Annotated in this window: 14 protein-coding genes; 7 read left to right on the forward strand and 7 right to left on the reverse strand. The window is 58.3% G+C overall.

The features are described 5' to 3' along the window. Positions 1-38: 38 nt before the first annotated feature. From dnaN to gyrB, 3 genes are read left to right on the forward strand one after another with little or no spacing between them, the layout of a single operon-like run. Positions 39-1142: a DNA polymerase III subunit beta gene (gene dnaN, locus HKK55_RS25520; RefSeq protein WP_169357154.1), complete on the forward strand. Its 1104-nt coding sequence runs from the start codon at positions 39-41 to the stop codon at positions 1140-1142. 20 nt (positions 1143-1162) lie between these two features. Next, the gene (recF, locus tag HKK55_RS25525; protein WP_155582315.1) at positions 1163-2266 is read left to right on the forward strand and encodes a DNA replication/repair protein RecF; all 1104 of its coding nucleotides are present in this window, start codon (positions 1163-1165) and stop codon (positions 2264-2266) included. 4 nt (positions 2267-2270) lie between these two features. Next, positions 2271-4688, forward strand: coding sequence for a DNA topoisomerase (ATP-hydrolyzing) subunit B (gyrB, locus tag HKK55_RS25530; RefSeq protein WP_169357155.1), 2418 nt, complete (start codon positions 2271-2273; stop codon positions 4686-4688). A gap of 110 nt (positions 4689-4798) precedes the next feature. Here the strand turns inward: gyrB and HKK55_RS25535 are convergent, their stop codons facing one another. Further along, positions 4799-5518 carry a response regulator transcription factor gene (locus tag HKK55_RS25535; protein ID WP_169357156.1) on the reverse strand — a complete coding sequence of 240 codons (720 nt, stop codon included), beginning with the start codon at positions 5516-5518 and terminating at the stop codon, positions 4799-4801. 865 nt (positions 5519-6383) lie between these two features. Between HKK55_RS25535 and HKK55_RS25540 the strand changes: the two genes are divergently transcribed. Then, the gene (locus HKK55_RS25540; protein ID WP_178128900.1) at positions 6384-7385 is read left to right on the forward strand and encodes a FecR domain-containing protein; all 1002 of its coding nucleotides are present in this window, start codon (positions 6384-6386) and stop codon (positions 7383-7385) included. Between the two features lie 3 nt (positions 7386-7388). Next, entirely contained in the window at positions 7389-9692 is a 2304-nt protein-coding gene (locus HKK55_RS25545; protein ID WP_169357157.1) for a CHASE2 domain-containing protein, read from the forward strand. 182 nt (positions 9693-9874) lie between these two features. Here HKK55_RS25545 and HKK55_RS25550 read toward each other — a convergent pair whose 3' ends face one another. The 4 genes from HKK55_RS25550 to glyQ all read right to left on the reverse strand — a co-directional run bounded on the left by HKK55_RS25550 (position 9875) and on the right by glyQ (position 14273). Then, positions 9875-10645 carry a 1-acyl-sn-glycerol-3-phosphate acyltransferase gene (locus HKK55_RS25550; RefSeq protein WP_155582311.1) on the reverse strand — a complete coding sequence of 257 codons (771 nt, stop codon included), beginning with the start codon at positions 10643-10645 and terminating at the stop codon, positions 9875-9877. An 84-nt stretch (positions 10646-10729) separates the two neighbouring features. Further along, entirely contained in the window at positions 10730-11269 is a 540-nt protein-coding gene (gene gmhB / locus HKK55_RS25555) for a D-glycero-beta-D-manno-heptose 1,7-bisphosphate 7-phosphatase (protein WP_178123218.1), read from the reverse strand. Next, entirely contained in the window at positions 11269-13323 is a 2055-nt protein-coding gene (gene glyS, locus HKK55_RS25560; protein ID WP_169357159.1) for a glycine--tRNA ligase subunit beta, read from the reverse strand. The genes gmhB and glyS overlap by 1 nt, the downstream gene beginning before the upstream one ends. After that, on the reverse strand, positions 13320-14273 hold the full coding sequence (gene glyQ / locus HKK55_RS25565; protein WP_003213601.1) for a glycine--tRNA ligase subunit alpha: 954 nt from the start codon (positions 14271-14273) through the stop codon (positions 13320-13322). Before glyQ ends, glyS begins: the two co-directional genes overlap by 4 nt. 81 nt (positions 14274-14354) lie before the next feature. Here glyQ and HKK55_RS25570 point away from each other — a divergent pair, with 81 nt between their 5' ends. Together HKK55_RS25570 and HKK55_RS25575 are read left to right on the forward strand one after the other, a co-directional pair. Next, entirely contained in the window at positions 14355-14912 is a 558-nt protein-coding gene (locus HKK55_RS25570; protein ID WP_169357160.1) for a DNA-3-methyladenine glycosylase I, read from the forward strand. A 40-nt stretch (positions 14913-14952) separates the two neighbouring features. Further along, the gene (locus tag HKK55_RS25575) at positions 14953-15840 is read left to right on the forward strand and encodes a lysophospholipid acyltransferase (RefSeq protein ID WP_169357161.1); all 888 of its coding nucleotides are present in this window, start codon (positions 14953-14955) and stop codon (positions 15838-15840) included. A 129-nt stretch (positions 15841-15969) separates the two neighbouring features. Here HKK55_RS25575 and HKK55_RS25580 read toward each other — a convergent pair whose 3' ends face one another. Beyond that, the gene (locus tag HKK55_RS25580) at positions 15970-16281 is read right to left on the reverse strand and encodes a tetratricopeptide repeat protein (protein WP_169357162.1); all 312 of its coding nucleotides are present in this window, start codon (positions 16279-16281) and stop codon (positions 15970-15972) included. 123 nt (positions 16282-16404) lie between these two features. After that, on the reverse strand, positions 16405-17778 hold the full coding sequence (gene trkA, locus HKK55_RS25585; protein ID WP_155582307.1) for a Trk system potassium transporter TrkA: 1374 nt from the start codon (positions 17776-17778) through the stop codon (positions 16405-16407). Between the last annotated feature and the right edge of the window lie 20 nt (positions 17779-17798).

Below are 17798 nucleotides of genomic sequence, written 5' to 3' on the forward strand. Positions count from 1 at the left end.
GAACACCAGCGCAGCTTATTAAGGCAAGGGACTAGACCATGCATTTCACCATTCAACGCGAAGCCCTGTTGAAACCCCTGCAACTGGTCGCAGGTGTCGTCGAGCGCCGACAGACCTTGCCGGTGCTTTCTAACGTATTGCTGGTTGTCGAAGGCCAGCAACTGTCGCTGACCGGTACCGACCTGGAAGTCGAACTGGTTGGTCGTGTCCAATTGGAAGAGCCCGCCGAGCCTGGCGAGATCACCGTGCCAGCGCGCAAGCTGATGGACATCTGCAAAAGCCTGCCCAACGATGCGCTGATCGACATCAAGGTCGACGAGCAGAAGCTGGTGATTAAGGCGGGTCGTAGTCGTTTCACGCTGTCCACCTTGCCTGCCAACGATTTCCCGACCGTGGAAGAAGGCCCGGGTTCGCTGACCTGCAGCTTGGAACAAAGCAAGCTGCGTCGCTTGATCGAGCGCACCAGCTTCGCCATGGCCCAGCAGGATGTGCGTTACTACCTCAACGGTATGTTGCTGGAAGTATCGGAAGGCATCATCCGCGCCGTAGCCACCGACGGTCACCGTCTGGCTATGTGCTCGATGAAGGCCGATATCGGTCAACCGGATCGCCACCAGGTCATCGTGCCGCGTAAAGGTATCCTCGAGTTGGCACGTCTGCTCACCGAACCGGACGGCAACGTCAGCATTGTTCTGGGCCAGCATCATATCCGTGCGACCACCGGCGAGTTCACCTTCACCTCCAAGCTGGTAGACGGCAAGTTCCCGGACTACGAGCGTGTGCTGCCTAAAGGTGGAGACAAGCTGGTGATCGGTGATCGTCAAGCTCTGCGTGAAGCGTTCAGCCGTACTGCGATTCTGTCCAACGAAAAGTACCGTGGTATTCGTCTGCAACTGGCCAACGGTCAGCTGAAAATTCAGGCCAACAACCCGGAGCAGGAAGAAGCGGAAGAAGAAGTGGGCGTCGACTACAACGGCGGCAACCTGGAAATTGGCTTCAACGTCAGCTACTTGCTGGACGTGCTGGGTGTAATGACTACCGAACAGGTTCGCCTGATTCTGTCCGACTCCAACAGCAGCGCTCTGGTGCAAGAGTCCGACAACGATGATTCGGCTTACGTTGTCATGCCGATGCGCCTGTAATCATGTTCAGCAGAAGCTAGATGTCCCTCAGTCGTGTCTCGGTCACCGCGGTGCGCAATCTGCACCCGGTGACCTTCTCCCCCTCTCCTCGTATCAATATCCTCCATGGCGCCAACGGCAGTGGTAAAACCAGCGTGCTGGAAGCCATTCACTTGTTGGGCCTTGCCCGTTCCTTTCGCAGTGCCCGTTTATTGCCGGTGATTCAATACGAACAATTGGCGTGCACGGTATTTGGTCAAGTCGAATTGGCCGAAGGCGGGCATAGCAGCCTGGGGATATCTCGTGATCGTCAGGGGGAGTTTCAGATTCGTATTGATGGGCAGAACGCTCGCAGTGCGGCGCAGTTGGCAGAGATTCTTCCATTGCAACTGATCAACCCCGACAGCTTTCGACTGTTGGAAGGTGCACCGAAAATCCGCAGGCAATTCCTCGATTGGGGAGTGTTCCACGTGGAACCGCGTTTCATGGCCACTTGGCAGCGCCTGCAGAAGGCCCTGCGGCAGCGGAACTCATGGCTGCGGCATGGTACACTTGACGCCGCTTCACAAGCTGCCTGGGACCGGGAACTGTGCCTGGCCAGCGCTGAAATAGATGAATACCGCCGCGCTTATATCAAAGCCTTGAAACCAGTCTTTGAGCAAACCTTGAGCGAGTTGTTGGAGCTCGAAGGTTTAACGCTGAGCTATTACCGAGGTTGGGACAAAGAGCGAGAGCTGAGTGCAGTGCTCGCGACGTCCTTGCAACGGGATCAGCAAATTGGCCACACCCAGGCCGGACCACAACGGGCTGATTTGCGCCTTAGACTAGGTGCACATAATGCCGCAGATATCTTGTCTCGCGGTCAGCAGAAGTTGGTGGTGTGTGCCCTGCGTATCGCCCAAGGGCATCTGGTTAGCCAGGCCCGGCGAGGTCAGTGTATTTATCTGGTGGATGACTTGCCGTCCGAACTGGATGAGCAGCACCGCCGCGCGCTTTGCCGCTTGTTGGAAGACTTACGCTGCCAGGTGTTTATCACCTGTGTAGACCACGAATTATTGAGGGAAGGCTGGCAGACGGAAACGCCAGTCGCTTTGTTCCACGTGGAACAAGGCCGTATCACCCAGACCCACGACCATCGGGAGTGAAGGCATGAGCGAAGAAAATACGTACGACTCGACCAGCATTAAAGTGCTTAAAGGTTTGGATGCCGTACGCAAACGTCCCGGTATGTACATCGGCGATACCGATGATGGCAGCGGTCTGCACCACATGGTGTTCGAGGTGGTCGATAACTCGATCGACGAAGCTTTGGCCGGTCACTGCGACGACATCAGCATCATCATCCACCCGGACGAGTCCATCACCGTGCGCGACAACGGTCGCGGCATTCCGGTAGATGTGCATAAAGAAGAAGGCGTATCGGCGGCAGAGGTCATCATGACCGTGCTCCACGCTGGCGGTAAGTTCGACGACAACTCCTATAAAGTATCCGGCGGTTTGCACGGTGTAGGTGTTTCCGTGGTGAACGCCCTCTCCGAACTGCTGGTGCTGACCGTGCGTCGCAGCGGTAAGATCTGGGAGCAGACTTACGTTCACGGCGTTCCGCAAGAACCGATGAAAATCGTCGGCGAGAGCGAAACCACCGGTACCCAGATTCATTTCCGTCCATCCGACCAGACCTTCAAGAACATCCACTTCAGCTGGGACATCCTGGCCAAGCGGATCCGTGAACTGTCCTTCCTCAACTCCGGTGTGGGTATCGTCCTCAAGGATGAGCGCAGCGGCAAGGAAGAGCTGTTCAAGTATGAAGGCGGCCTGCGGGCGTTCGTTGAATACCTGAACACCAACAAGACTGCGGTCAACCAGGTGTTCCACTTCAATGTTCAGCGTGAAGACGGCATCGGTGTGGAAATTGCCCTGCAGTGGAACGACAGCTTCAACGAGAACCTGTTGTGCTTCACCAACAACATTCCACAGCGCGATGGTGGTACTCACCTGGTGGGTTTCCGTTCCGCACTGACACGTAACCTCAACACCTACATCGAAGCGGAAGGCTTGGCGAAGAAGCATAAAGTCGCCACCACCGGTGACGATGCACGTGAAGGCCTGACCGCGATTATCTCGGTGAAAGTGCCGGATCCAAAGTTCAGCTCCCAGACCAAAGATAAACTGGTCTCTTCCGAAGTGAAGACTGCAGTGGAACAGGAGATGGGCAAGTACTTCTCCGACTTCCTGCTGGAAAACCCGAACGAAGCCAAGCTGGTTGTCGGCAAGATGATCGACGCGGCTCGCGCTCGTGAAGCAGCACGTAAAGCCCGTGAGATGACCCGTCGTAAAGGCGCGTTGGACATCGCTGGTCTGCCGGGCAAACTGGCGGACTGCCAGGAGAAGGACCCTGCTCTCTCCGAACTGTACCTGGTGGAAGGTGACTCTGCTGGCGGTTCCGCCAAGCAGGGCCGTAACCGTCGTACCCAGGCCATCCTGCCGTTGAAGGGTAAGATCCTCAACGTCGAGAAGGCACGTTTTGACAAGATGATTTCCTCGCAGGAAGTCGGCACCTTGATCACGGCCCTGGGCTGTGGCATTGGCCGTGACGAATACAACATCGACAAGCTGCGCTACCACAACATCATCATCATGACCGATGCTGACGTCGACGGTTCGCACATCCGTACCCTGCTGCTGACGTTCTTCTTCCGTCAGTTGCCGGAGCTGATCGAGCGTGGCTACATCTACATCGCCCAGCCGCCGTTGTACAAAGTGAAAAAGGGCAAGCAAGAGCAATACATCAAAGACGACGACGCCATGGAAGAGTACATGACACAGTCGGCCCTGGAAGATGCCAGCCTGCACTTGAACGATGAGGCCCCTGGGATCTCCGGTGAGGCGCTGGAGCGCTTGGTAAACGACTTCCGCATGGTAATGAAGACTCTCAAGCGTTTGTCGCGCCTGTACCCCCAGGAGCTAACCGAGCACTTCATCTACCTGCCAGCCGTCAGCCTGGAGCAGTTGGGCGATCACGCACACATGCAGGATTGGCTGGCCCAGTACGAAGTTCGCCTGCGTACCGTGGAGAAATCCGGCCTGGTCTACAAAGCCAGCCTGCGTGAAGACCGTGAACGTAACGTCTGGCTGCCAGAGGTCGAACTGATCTCCCACGGGCTGTCGAACTACGTCACCTTCAACCGCGACTTCTTCGGTAGCAACGATTACAAGACCGTTGTGACCCTCGGCGCGCAACTGAGCACTCTGCTGGACGACGGTGCTTATATTCAGCGTGGCGAACGTAAGAAAGTGGTCAAGGAGTTCAAGGAAGCCTTGGACTGGTTGATGGCCGAAAGTACCAAACGTCACACCATTCAGCGATACAAAGGTCTGGGCGAAATGAACCCGGATCAGCTGTGGGAAACCACCATGGACCCAGCCCAGCGCCGTATGCTGCGGGTGACCATCGAAGACGCCATTGGTGCGGATCAGATCTTCAACACCCTGATGGGTGATGCGGTTGAGCCTCGTCGTGACTTCATCGAGAGCAACGCCCTGGCTGTGTCCAACCTGGACTTCTAATAGGGTTCTCAGTCGGTAAAACAAAAAGGCCAACGCTTAGCGTTGGCCTTTTTTATTGGACTGGAATTGAGGTTTTTAGAAATGCTCCACGTGGAACATCAAAAAGCGTCTCAGTTGTCAGTGGTCGTCACACTCTCCAACCGATATCCATATCCATAGATCGTCAGCAATTGCCAACCCCTGTCCGCGGTAAGCCCCAGTTTGTTGCGTAGACGATAGATATGCGTATCCAACGGGCGTGAGGACACCATCTCTTCATGGGTCCAGAACCGTTCATAGAGGTACTCACGGGACAGCGGACGCGCCAAGTTAGCAAACAGACACCGGGCCAAGCGGTACTCGCGCTCGGTCAGGCTGATGGGCTTGCCGGCCCGAGTGACGGTCAGCTCGGCGTCATCGAATGTCAGGTCATTGAAGGTGAGTACTTCGCCGGCGGCGGATTTCTGCAAGCCATGGCGTCGCAGGACGGCTGTCACACGAGCCTTGAGCTCGTTCGGACGAAAGGGCTTGCTGACGTAATCATCTGCGCCACTGTTCAGCGCCTGAACGATATCGCTCTCGGCATCTCGGCTGGTGAGCATGATGGCGGCGGGTGGTACCTCCATGTGCTCACGCGTCCAGCGCAACAGTGCCAGACCGCTCAAATCAGGCAATTGCCAATCCAGAATCAGCAGGTCAAACGTTTCACGGCGCAGTTGGCGCAGTAAATCTTCACCGCTCTCAAAGCAATGCAGCGTCCATGGCTGTTCCGAGGCGGTGGGGATTTGTCGCAGTGTCTGTTCCACCCGCCGTAATTCTGCAGGTTCGTCATCCAGTATTGCGACACGCATGGGAGGGTCCTTTCTTCTTGAAGAGTGCGGCTAGTTGTCGGCCTGTTTCGATAAGGGCTGTACTGCGTAAATTCTAGCTGTTGAATCTGAACAATTATCGCCAAATTCTCAAGCCCCCTGGATCTATAGGTACGCTGATATCAAATGGCCGTTAAGCCGTAGGAAATCATCAATACCCAAGCTGGGAAGATACCGGCTCGAGACCGTCAGGAAAAGGATCAATGGCAATCAGGCTTTATGCTGTGTCGGGACGAGCGATCGTTATGGAGCGGGTCAATGTGTGGGGGAGGATGGTTTTGTTGGTGATCGCGGCGGGTCTGGGGACCGAAACGGTAGGAGCCTCTAGCCCGGCAGTGGCACCTACCCCCTTTGACAAGCGGCAGACATTAAGTGAACCAGGCAATGGAATGGGCTTCGCGAGCTCGCCCTTCCAGCAAGCCAGCGTGACTCAAGAGAACCAGCGCTGGGTCTTCTAGTTGTGTTGAATCTGAACAAATGTTGCAGATTCCCCTGATGCACCTCTGCTGTAGGTAAATTCTCTCCCGCTGAGTGACACACAGATTGGAGCGCGGGAGGCGCTCCGACACAGGATGTGTCAACCACAGTCCGAGGTTCGCCACGAACTGTTGTCGGAGGGATGAGAAGGACAGTGTTTCTTCGATGTATACCCCGGACCAGGGCACATGGCCGGGTTCGACACAGGGACGTGTCATCCTCTCAATGGATTCCACGCCCCGAACATTACGGCTATCGAGTGCGATACATCATCGGGTATCGTAGGCGGCATTCAAGGTCTTCCTGCTGCAAGACGCTTTCTGAAAGTGCTTTCTGATGACCCATTAGAACTAGAATCTTGATGAGCGCCATGACCTTCTTTTCCTACCGATACCGTCACCTCTTTTCCACACTGTTAGGCTCAGGCCTGATCGTTACGCTGGGTGCAGTCAGTCTGCCTGCCGTTGCGCGCCCCGCTCTTCCCCGCGCCCCCTACATTGATGACAACCTGCTATGTCGTGCGCAGCCGTTGCCGGCCGTCGTCCAGCATCTGACGGGCGAAGCCTGGAAGCTGGATGACAAAGGCGTGCCGACCGTTCTGATGGAAGGCATGGTCATTGATGAGCAGGAGAGTGTGAAAACCTCTCCTTCGGCATTTGTCAGCCTGCTGCTGGGGGATGGTTCGCGGATCGTGCTGCCTTCCAGCTCCCAGGTCCGCTTGCACCTGGTAGAGGAACAGGCGATCCCTCAGGTCATTCTTGAGCAGGGCCAGGTCGAAGCCTATGTGATCAAGCGTGCCAGCGATTATGACCGTTTCCAGATCGTGACCCCGGTGGGCGTACTCGGTGTACGCGGTACGCACTTCCGGGTTCGCAACGATGGCGAACAATCGGTGGTTGAAGTGCTTAATGGGCAAGTGGCGGTCAATCGTGATGAGACGCCGCCCACTACTAAGGCCATTAAAAAGAAACCGGTGGTCGGTCCGGTGGCGGGCGAAGTGAAGGTCGGCGCTCGCCAAGGGTTGGTGTTCAAGAAACAAGGGGAGCTCAAGCCGGTAGAGCTGCTGGACCCTCCTACCTTGGTGGGCCAGGATGGCCAGAAGGGCGATGCGCCGGTCTGGACCCTGTTCCTGCGACCGCTGCCGGGCGCTCAGCGTTATCGAGCACAGGTCGCTACCGATAAGGAGTTCATGAACATCAAGCAGGAAAACTTCTCCAGTAAGCCGCAAATGAGCTTCACTGGGCTGAAAGCGTCGTTCTACCACGTGCGCTTGTCTGCTTATGATGAACAGGGTCTGGAAGGAGCCACCGGGGTCTATGACATCTTCTACTACCCGCCCGCGACGCGTGTGCAGCAGACCTCCGGCGGTTGACCGGTGAGGCTGTGGCGCAGGGCTGAGAAGCGCCAGCCGACCCAGGCCCAGCGGCTGTTCAACGGCCTGGTTCGTGAGTGGCTGTGGATTAGCCTCCTGTTGTTGCCCATGACGGCATTCCTGTCCCTGAGCCCGGGTCTTGCCCTCAATAACCTGCTGTATGACAGCCTCCGCCGCTTCAGCCCCTTATCGGTTGATCCACGCATTCTATTGGTGACCATTGATGACCGCAGCCTTAAACAGCTGGGCCAATGGCCGTGGTCGCGGCGCATACACGCCGACCTCATTGATCGCCTGAGTGCTGCCAAACCCGCAGGCATTCTGTTTGATGTGATTTTCAGCGAGCCGGCCCGTGAGCCCGCCAACGATCAACGTTTGGCCGAGGCCATCTGCAACGCCGGCAATGTATTGCTGCCACTGATTCGTGAGGGGATGCCTCGCTATGGCCAGCCTGTGGCGCAAATCCAACCCGTGCTGCCGCTGCGTGATTGTGCCCGGGGTGTTGGCCATATCAATGTTGAAGCCGACAGCGATGGCATTGTTCGCAGCCTCTATTTACGTGAAGGTCCACCCGGCCAAATGACGCCACAGTTGGCGTGGCTGGCGTTCGAACTGGCTGGACAGAAAGCCTCGATGCCGGGCCTGTCCGAGCCATCGGAGCGTGCCGATTGGCAGCGGGAGAATGCCATTCGGATTCCTTTCATTGATGCCAGTGCCGGCTTTGCCAGTGTCCCCTATGTCAGCGTGTTGCGTGGAGAGGTTCCGCCTGAGATTTTGCGTGATCGCCTGATTCTGGTGGGTGCCACCGCGCCCGGCATGGGCGACCGTTATGTCACGCCACTGTCAGCCAGTGTGGGCACCACTGCTGGCGTCGAGATTCAGGCCAACATCCTCAATGGTCTGCTGCAAGAGCGCAGCATCGTAGTGTTGCCCGGTTGGCTGGCAGCGTTGATGGCCACCGCCATGGTGGCCCTGCTGCTGGGCTTGTTGCTGTTCCGCCCCCGCTACGCACTGTGGTTGACCTTGGGCTGCATGAGCGCCGCCCTCCTCAGTTCCTGGGGCTTGTTGCGCCTAGGTGGCTGGTGGTCGCCTGCAGCGTGTCTGATCGGCTTACTGCTCGCCTACCTGATCTGGAACTGGCGCCGCCTGAGCGTGATCCTGGCCTATTTCGGCTGGGAACTGGCCCGCCTGGACAACGAACCCAAGGTGCTGCCCGAACGCCGTCGTGCGCCCGCCAGCAAGGGCGATGTGTTGCAAGGGCGGATCTTTGCCCTGGAACAAGCCGTCAGCCGTACCCGCGATACCCGGCGCTTCATGGCGGACGGCCTGGAGTGCTTGCCGGTGGCGACATTGATCACCGACCCGGTGGGGAAGATCCTGCTGGCCAACCGGATTGCCCGAGACGTGTTTGGTAATGAGTTGATTGCCGAAAACCTGCTCGGACAACTGGCCGGATTGGGTTATCCACCGCTACAGGATGGCCTTCGTCCTTCGTTGTCGACGTTGGAAATCGTCGAGTTCCGCGACACCCAGCAACGCAGCCTACGCCTGGACCTGGCCCCCCTGCGGCCGGCAGACGGCGATGTGGCCCTGGGTTGGCTGCTGAGCATGACGGACTTGAGCATCGAGCGTGATGCCCAGCAGCAACGGGAAACCCTGCTGCGTTTTCTGTCCCATGACTTGCGCGCGCCTCATTCGGCAATCCTGGCCTTGCTGGATGTCCAGCGCCACGAATCCTCAAGGGACACGCCGGTGTTCGCCCAGATCGAACAGCAGGTGCGACGGGCGCTGAGCCTTACTGAATCATTTGTCCAACTGGCCAAGGCCGAATCCGACGGCTACCAATTCCAGCCCAGCTTGTTCGCCATGCTCGTGCTCGACGCGTTTGACCAAGTGGCGCTAATTGCCCAACTGAAGGGTATCCACTTGGTTCACGATCTGGACGAGGCCGGCGAAGAGATGGTCTCGGCGGATCAATCGCTGCTGACTCGCGCTCTGTTCAATGTGCTGGAGAACGCGATCAAATACAGCCCGTCCGGGACCACGGTAACGTTGAGTCTGAGCTGTGCTGGCGAGTGGCTGACATGTCGAATCAGCGACCAGGGCCCTGGCATTGCCCCCGAGGACTTGCCTGTCTTGTTTGGTCAGTACCGGCGCTTTGCGTCGTCCCAAGGCAGCGAAGGCTTGGGGTTGGGGCTGACCATGGTCAAGGCGGTAGTGGATCGCCATGGTGGACGTGTCGAGTGTGAGAGTGAGGTGGGGAAAGGCACCACATTCAGCCTGCAATTGCCGTTGTGGAACGAGTGAGTTGGCACGCTTTTTACCTGTGCATAAAAAACCGGCCACGAGAGCCGGTTTTTTAATGCGGAAAAAACTTATGCACCTTTTTCGTTGTTTTATGAGCTTGAGAAATATGTAATTAAATCAGCAATTTATTCGGTAAAAACGCCAATTCGCCAACAAACCGTACACAGGTTATCCACAGAAATTCAAATTGCCGCCGAATCAATTTCAACAGGCAGCGGTGGCAATGAACCCATGGCCCGTTGTTGGGCCTCATTCCAGGCTGCGGCGCGGTCATTGAGCGCTGCAATGGCTCGCGGTCCTTCGCCTTCGGCGTACATCGGTTCGCCGATCACCACCGTAATGGTGCCTTCGCGCTTGGCCCAACCGGTCTTCGGCCAGAACTTGCCGGCGTTGTGGGCAATCGGCAGCACGGGCAGGTTGGCATTGACTGCCAGCGCTGTACCACCGCGAGAGAACTTGCCAACGGTGCCATACGGTACACGCGTACCTTCCGGGAAGATCAGTACCCAAACCCCATCCTTGAGCAGCTCATCACCCTTCTTTGCCACATGCTTGAGCGCTGCCTTGGGGTTGTCGCGGTCGATGGCGATCGGTCGCAACATGGCCATGGCCCAGCCGAAGAACGGCACGTACAGCAACTCACGCTTGAGCACCTGGCTCAGCGGCGAGAAGTAGGCAGAAAGGAAGAAGGTTTCCCAAGTGCTTTGGTGGTTGGACAGAATCACGCAAGGCTGGTCCGGGACGTTTTCGGCGCCCTTGATCTCGAAACGAATATTCAGGAACACCTTGGTCAGCCACAACGCGCAGCGGCACCAAAAGACATTAATGAAACGATAGCGCGCCTTGAACGGCAAAAAAGGCGCGATAAAAAAGCTCAGGGTGCACCAGAGAAACGAACTGGTGCCCAACAGCAGGTAAAAGAAGAAGGTTCTGATGGCCTGCAAAATCGACATGGCGGCATTTACCGTTGCGGGACTACGCCCGCCTGTTAAAAGCGCGCTCCCGAACAGTCCTTGGTCAGGAAGTCAGAAGGGCTGCTAGTTGTTGATAAGTTCTGCGGCAACGGCCGCCAGATCGTCAAAAATCAAGGTGCCTACCGGCAGGGGTTTACCCTGGGTCTTTTCGCCTTTCCCGGTTTTTACCAAAACTGGCTGTGAGTCGACGGCCTTGGCCGCCTCCAGGTCACCGAGACTGTCCCCGACGAACCATAGGCCAGTCAACGGCACATTGTAATATTCGGCAATGGTTTTTAGCATGCCCGGTTTGGGCTTGCGGCATGCGCAGCCCTCATCCGGCCCATGAGGGCAATAAACCACCAGCCCCAACTCACCGCCCTGCTCTGCCACCAATGTGCGCAAACGCGCGTGCATGGCGTCCAGGGTGGCGATGTCGTAGTAGCCGCGGGCAATGCCGGACTGGTTGGTGGCGACTGCCACCGTCCAGCCGGCCTTGCTCAACTGCGCGATGGCCTCGATCGAGCCGGGCAGTGGAATCCACTCCTCCACCGACTTGATGTAAGCGTCGGAGTCGTAATTGATCACTCCGTCCCGATCGAGAATCAGCAGTTTCAACATGATCAGCCCAGTACGGAAATGTCAGCGATGTTGATGAACAACCCACGCAGGCGCGCCAGCATGGCGTAGCGGTTTTTCCGCACACCCGCGTCTTCGGCGTTGATCATCACGGCTTCGAAGAACGCATCCACCGGCTCACGCAAGCTGGCCAGACGGGCCAGTGCTTCGGCGTAGTTGCGTTCGGCGATCAGCGGCTTCACTGCATTTTCTGCCTTGGCGATGGCCGAGTTCAGCGAGAACTCCTTGGCATCGGCAAACAGGCCCGGGTCGACTTCGGCATTACCGAGGTTCTCGGCCTTGCTCAGCAGGTTTGACACACGCTTGTTCACGGCGGCCAGGGCACCGGCTTCCGGCAATTTGCGGAAGGCCTGTACGGCCTGTACACGTTGGTCGAAGTCCAGTGCCGAACCTGGTTGCAGGGCACGCACCGACAGGTACACCGACACGTCCACGCCTTCGTCTTCGTAACGGGCACGCAGACGGTCGAACACGAACTCCAGCACTTGCTCGGCCAGGCCGGCTTGCTTGACCTTGGTACCGAACTGGCCGACCGCAAACACCACGGCCTGGGTCAGGTCGAGGTCGAGCTTTTTGTCGATCAGGATACGCAGCACACCCAGGGCTGCACGACGCAGGGCATACGGGTCTTTGCTGCCGGTAGGCAGCATGCCGATGCCGAAGATACCGACGAGGGTATCCAGCTTGTCAGCGATGGCCACGGCCGCACCGGTGAGGGTGGTCGGCAGTTCGGCGCCAGCGCCGCGCGGCATGTACTGCTCGTTCAGAGCCAGAGCGACGTCTTGTGGCTCGCCGTCATTGAGGGCGTAGTAGTAACCGGCAACACCTTGCATCTCCGGGAACTCGCCGACCATCTCGGTGGCCAGGTCGCACTTGGAGAGCAGGCCTGCGCGGGCTGCCCAAGCGGCGTCACCGCCAATGCGTGGCGCGATGTAGGCGGCCAGTTTGGAAACCCGTACAGCCTTGTCGTAGACGCTGCCCAGTTTTTCCTGGAACACCACGTTCTGCAGGCGCAGGTTGAAGTCTTCGAGCTTCTGCTTCTTGTCTTGCTTGAAGAAGAACTCGGCGTCGGTCAGGCGCGGGCGAACGACTTTTTCGTTACCGGCGATGATCTGCTGCGGGTCCTTGCTTTCGATGTTGGCCACGGTGATAAAGCGCGGCAGCAGCTTGCCATCGGCGTCCAGCAGGCAGAAATACTTCTGGTTGTCCTGCATGGTGGTGATCAGCGCTTCTTGCGGCACGTCGAGGAAACGCTCTTCGAACGAGCACACCAGCGGCACCGGCCACTCAACCAATGCGGTCACCTCGTCCAGCAGGCTCGGCGGCACAATGGCGGTGCCTTCCTGTAGACGTGCCAGCTCTTCGGTGCGTTTGCTGATCAGCTCGCGACGCTCGTTGGCGTCGGCCAGCACGTAGGCGGCACGCAGGTCGTTGAGGTAGTTGGCGGGCGCGGTGATGCGCACGTTTTCTGGATGGTGGAAGCGGTGACCACGGGAATCACGGCCAGCCTTCTGAGCGAGGATGGTGCAATCGATGACCTGGTCACCGAGCAGCATCACCAGCCATTGGGTTGGACGCACGAACTCTTCCTTGCGAGCACCCCAGCGCATGCGCTTAGGGATAGGCAGGTCGTTCAGGGAGTCTTCGACGATGGTCGGCAACAGGCTGGCGGTTGCCTTGCCTTTGATGACCTGGCTGAAACGCAGCTTTGGGCCGCTCTGGTCGATTTCGCTCAGCTCAACGCCGCACTTCTTGGCAAAACCAAGCGCGGCTTGTGTCGGATTGCCTTCGGCATCGAAGGCCGCCTGGCGTGGCGGGCCGTCGAGGTTGATGCTGCGGTCCGGCTGCTGGGTTTCCAGCGAGGTGAGCAACACGGCCAGGCGGCGTGGCGCGGCGTAGACTTTCTTCGCTTCGAACTTCAGGCCGGCGGTTTGCAGGCCTTTTTCGATACCGGCCAGGAACGCGTCGGCCAGGGTGTTCAGTGCCTTGGGTGGCAGCTCTTCGGTGCCCAGTTCAACCAGGAAATCTTGAGCACTCATTGTGCAGCCTCCAGCTTAGCCAACACTTCATCACGCAGATCCGGGGTCGCCATCGGGAAGCCCAGCTTGGCGCGAGCCAGCAGGTAGGCTTGGGCGACGGAGCGCGCCAGGGTGCGTACACGCAGAATGTATTGCTGGCGCGCAGTGACCGAGATGGCTCGGCGGGCATCCAGCAGGTTGAAGGTGTGGGATGCCTTCAGGACCATTTCATAGCTCGGCAACGGCAGCGGCTGATCCAGTTCGATCAGGCGCTTGGCTTCGCTTTCATAGAAGTCGAACAGCTCGAACAGTTTCTCGACGTTGGCGTGTTCGAAGTTGTAGGTCGACTGCTCCACTTCGTTCTGGTGGAACACATCGCCATAGGTGACCTTGCCGAACGGACCGTCAGCCCACACCAGGTCGTAGACCGAATCCACGCCTTGCAGGTACATGGCCAGGCGCTCGAGACCGTAAGTGATCTCGCCGGTTACCGGGTAGCACTCGATGCCGCCTGCTTGCTGGAAGTAGGTGAACTGGGTGACTTCCATACCGTTGAGCCAGACTTCCCAGCCCAGACCCCAGGCGCCCAGGGTCGGCGATTCCCAGTTGTCTTCGACGAAACGGATGTCGTGGACCAACGGGTCCAGGCCGACGTGTTTCAACGAGCCCAGGTACAGTTCCTGGAAGTTGTCAGGGTTTGGCTTCAGTACCACCTGGAACTGGTAGTAGTGCTGCAGGCGGTTAGGGTTTTCGCCGTAGCGGCCGTCAGTCGGGCGACGACTGGGCTGCACATAAGCGGCGTTCCAGGTTTCCGGGCCGATGGCCCGCAGGAATGTTGCGGTGTGGAAAGTGCCGGCGCCTACTTCCATATCGTAGGGCTGAAGTACCACACAACCTTGCTCGGCCCAGTATTGCTGGAGGGCGAGGATCAAGTCTTGGAAGGTACGCACGGCTGGCGTAGGCTGGCTCACGAAATTCACCTGTTACTTGGGCTGCGATTTAAAGAGCGGGAGTATACCCGATTCGGCCCCGCCACCACTCCCTGGAGCCTTATGCCACGCTGCTTTTGGTGTTCTGAAGATCCGCTGTACATGGCTTATCACGATCAGGAGTGGGGAACGCCGCTGCGCGATGCGCAGGGCTTGTTTGAACTGCTTTTGCTCGAAGGGTTCCAGGCGGGTCTGTCCTGGATCACCGTTTTACGCAAACGCGAGCATTATCGGAAGGTCTTGTTTGGCTTTGATGCACAGCGTCTGGCGCAGATGAGCGATGAAGAAATCGAGGCGCTGATGCTCGATCCGGGTATCGTTCGAAACCGCCTGAAACTCAACGCTACCCGGCGCAATGCCGCTGCCTGGCTGGCGTTGGAGGACCCGGTGAAGTTTCTTTGGTCGTTTGTTGGCGGCGTGCCCAAGGTCAATCATTTCAAGGACCGCAGCGAAGTCCCGGCGATTACGCCAGAGGCCGAAACCATGAGCCGCGCCCTGAAAAAAGCCGGATTTACTTTTGTTGGACCGACCATCTGCTACGCGTTCATGCAGGCCTCGGGCATGGTCATGGACCACACTCGGGACTGCGATCGCTACGCCACCTTGGTCCACGGCGGTTAGAATGACCGCTTTGCGCACCGCACAAGATCAGGAGTGACCTGTGGAAAAGTTTAAAGGCGCCTTGTTGGTAGGCGCTCTTCGGTTGTTTGCCCTGCTGCCCTGGCGCGCTGTGCAAGCCGTGGGTTCGGCCATTGGCTGGATCATGTGGAAAACTCCTAACCGCTCCCGTGAAACGGTACGAATCAACCTCTCCAAATGCTTCCCGGACATGGATCCGGCCGAGCGCGAGCGCCTGGTAGGCCAGAGCCTGATGGACATCGGTAAGTCGTTGACCGAAAGCGCCTGCGCCTGGATCTGGCCGGCCCAGCGTTCCATCGACCTGGTGCGTGAAGTCGAAGGCCTGGAAGTGCTGCACGAAGCCCTGGCCTCGGGCAAAGGCGTGGTGGGCATCACCAGCCACTTGGGCAACTGGGAAGTGTTGAACCACTTCTATTGCAGCCAGTGCAAACCGATCATTTTCTACCGTCCACCCAAGCTCAAGGCGGTGGATGACCTGCTACGCAAACAGCGGGTGCAGTTGGGCAACCGAGTCGCCGCATCCACCAAGGAAGGCATCCTTAGTGTGATCAAGGAAGTGCGCAAAGGTGGCCAGGTGGGCATTCCCGCTGACCCGGAGCCGGCGGAATCGGCCGGGATCTTCGTGCCGTTCTTTGCAACCCAGGCGCTGACCAGCAAGTTTGTGCCGAACATGTTGGCGGGCGGCAAGGCAGTGGGTGTGTTCCTGCATGCGCTGCGGCTGCCGGACGGTTCGGGCTACAAGGTGATTCTGGAGGCGGCGCCGGAAGACATGTACAGCACTGACACCGCCACTTCATGCGCGGCGATGAGCAAGGTGGTGGAGCGGTATGTGGGGGCGTACCCGAGCCAGTACATGTGGAGCATGAAGCGCTTCAAGAAGCGCCCACCGGGTGAGGCGCGGTGGTATTGAATTGCGCTGATCTATAGGCCAATGGAGATCTAATGTGGGAGCTGGCTTGCCTGCGATGCAGGCAACTCAGTCTTTCAGTTACACCGAGGTGATGCTATCGCAGGCAAGCCAGCTCCCACAGGGATCACCTCAGGCTTGGCGATCGAGTTTCTTCAGAAACACCGTCATTTCTTTTTCGGCCTGTTTGTCGCCATGTGCCAGGGCCGCTTCGATGCCCTTCTCCCAAGCTCGTCGTGCTGCGACGTTATCCCCCAACCCCAACTGCGCCTTCCCCAACAACTTCCACGCCGCCGAATACTTCGGGTCAAACTCGACGCATTTCTGCAAATGCTCGGCCGCCTTGGCGTTATCTTTCAGATCCAGATAACCCTTGCCCAAACCAAACCGCAGTAATGAGTTATCCACACCCTTGGCGAGCATTTTTTCCAGGGATTCGAGCATGTTGTGAACTCCGTATAGACCTGTAGCCGCTGCCGCAGGCTGCGATAAGACCAAAGGTCTTCAGCGATCTGGAAATTTTACGACCCTGCGGGCCGATCGCAGTCTGCGGCAGCGGCTACAAGATCAGAAAAAGCTCAGCCCCACGTGGAACAACTTCTCCACGTCGCGGATATGTTTTTTATCCACAAGGAACAGAATCACATGGTCGCCGGTGGCGATTACCGTGTCGTCGTGGGCGATGATGACTTCTTCATCCCGAATGATCGCGCCAATGGTCGTGCCAGGCGGCAAGCCAATGTCACGGATGGCCTTGCCAATCACTTTGCTCGACTTCGAGTCACCGTGGGCGATTGCCTCGATGGCTTCCGCCGCGCCCCGACGCAACGAGTGCACGCTGACGATATCGCCGCGCCGCACGTGGGCAAGCAAGGTGCCGATGGTCGCCAGTTGTGGGCTGATGGCGATGTCGATATCGCCGCCCTGGATCAGGTCGACGTAGGCCGGGTTGTTGATGATGGTCATCACCTTCTTCGCACCCAGCCGCTTGGCCAGCAACGACGACATGATGTTGGCTTCGTCATCGTTGGTCAGGGCCAGGAAGATATCCGCGTCGGCGATGTTTTCTTCCAGCAGCAGGTCGCGGTCCGAGGCACTGCCTTGTAGTACGACGGTGCTGTCGAGGGTGTCGGACAAATACCGGCAGCGCGCCGGGTTCATCTCGATAATCTTCACCTGGTAGCGGCTTTCGATGGCCTCGGCCAAGCGCTCGCCGATCTGCCCGCCACCGGCGATGACAATGCGTTTGTAGTTCTCTTCGAGACGGCGCATTTCGCTCATGACTGCACGAATATTGGCTTTGGCGGCGATGAAGAAAACCTCGTCGTCAGCCTCGATCACTGTATCGCCTTGGGGCAGGATCGGTCGGTCGCGACGGAAGATCGCGGCTACCCGCGTCTCAACATTCGGCATGTGCTCACGCAACTGCCGCAGTTGCTGCCCCACCAACGGCCCGCCGTAGTAAGCCTTGACCGCCACCAGTTGCGCCTTGCCTTCGGCGAAGTCGATCACCTGCAAGGCGCCGGGAATCTCGATCAGGCGCTTGATGTAGTGGGTGACGACCTGCTCCGGGCTGATCAGCACGTCCACCGGAATCGCGTCGTTGTCGAACAGGCCGGCGCGGGTCAGGTAGGCCGCCTCACGCACCCGGGCGATTTTGGTCGGGGTGTGGAACAGGGTGTGGGCGACCTGGCAGGCGACCATGTTGGTCTCGTCGCTGTTGGTCACCGCCACCAGCATGTCGGCGTCGTCCGCGCCGGCTTGGCGCAGCACCGTGGGGAACGAGGCACGGCCTTGCACGGTGCGGATGTCCAGGCGGTCGCCCAAGTCACGCAGGCGCTCGGCGTCGGTGTCGACCACGGTGATGTCGTTGGCTTCACTGGCCAAATGCTCGGCCAGCGTACCGCCGACCTGCCCTGCGCCGAGGATGATGATTTTCATCCGGTCACTCCCTTAAAACC

The organism is Pseudomonas sp. ADAK18, from assembly GCF_012935695.1.
Lineage (GTDB): Bacteria > Pseudomonadota > Gammaproteobacteria > Pseudomonadales > Pseudomonadaceae > Aquipseudomonas.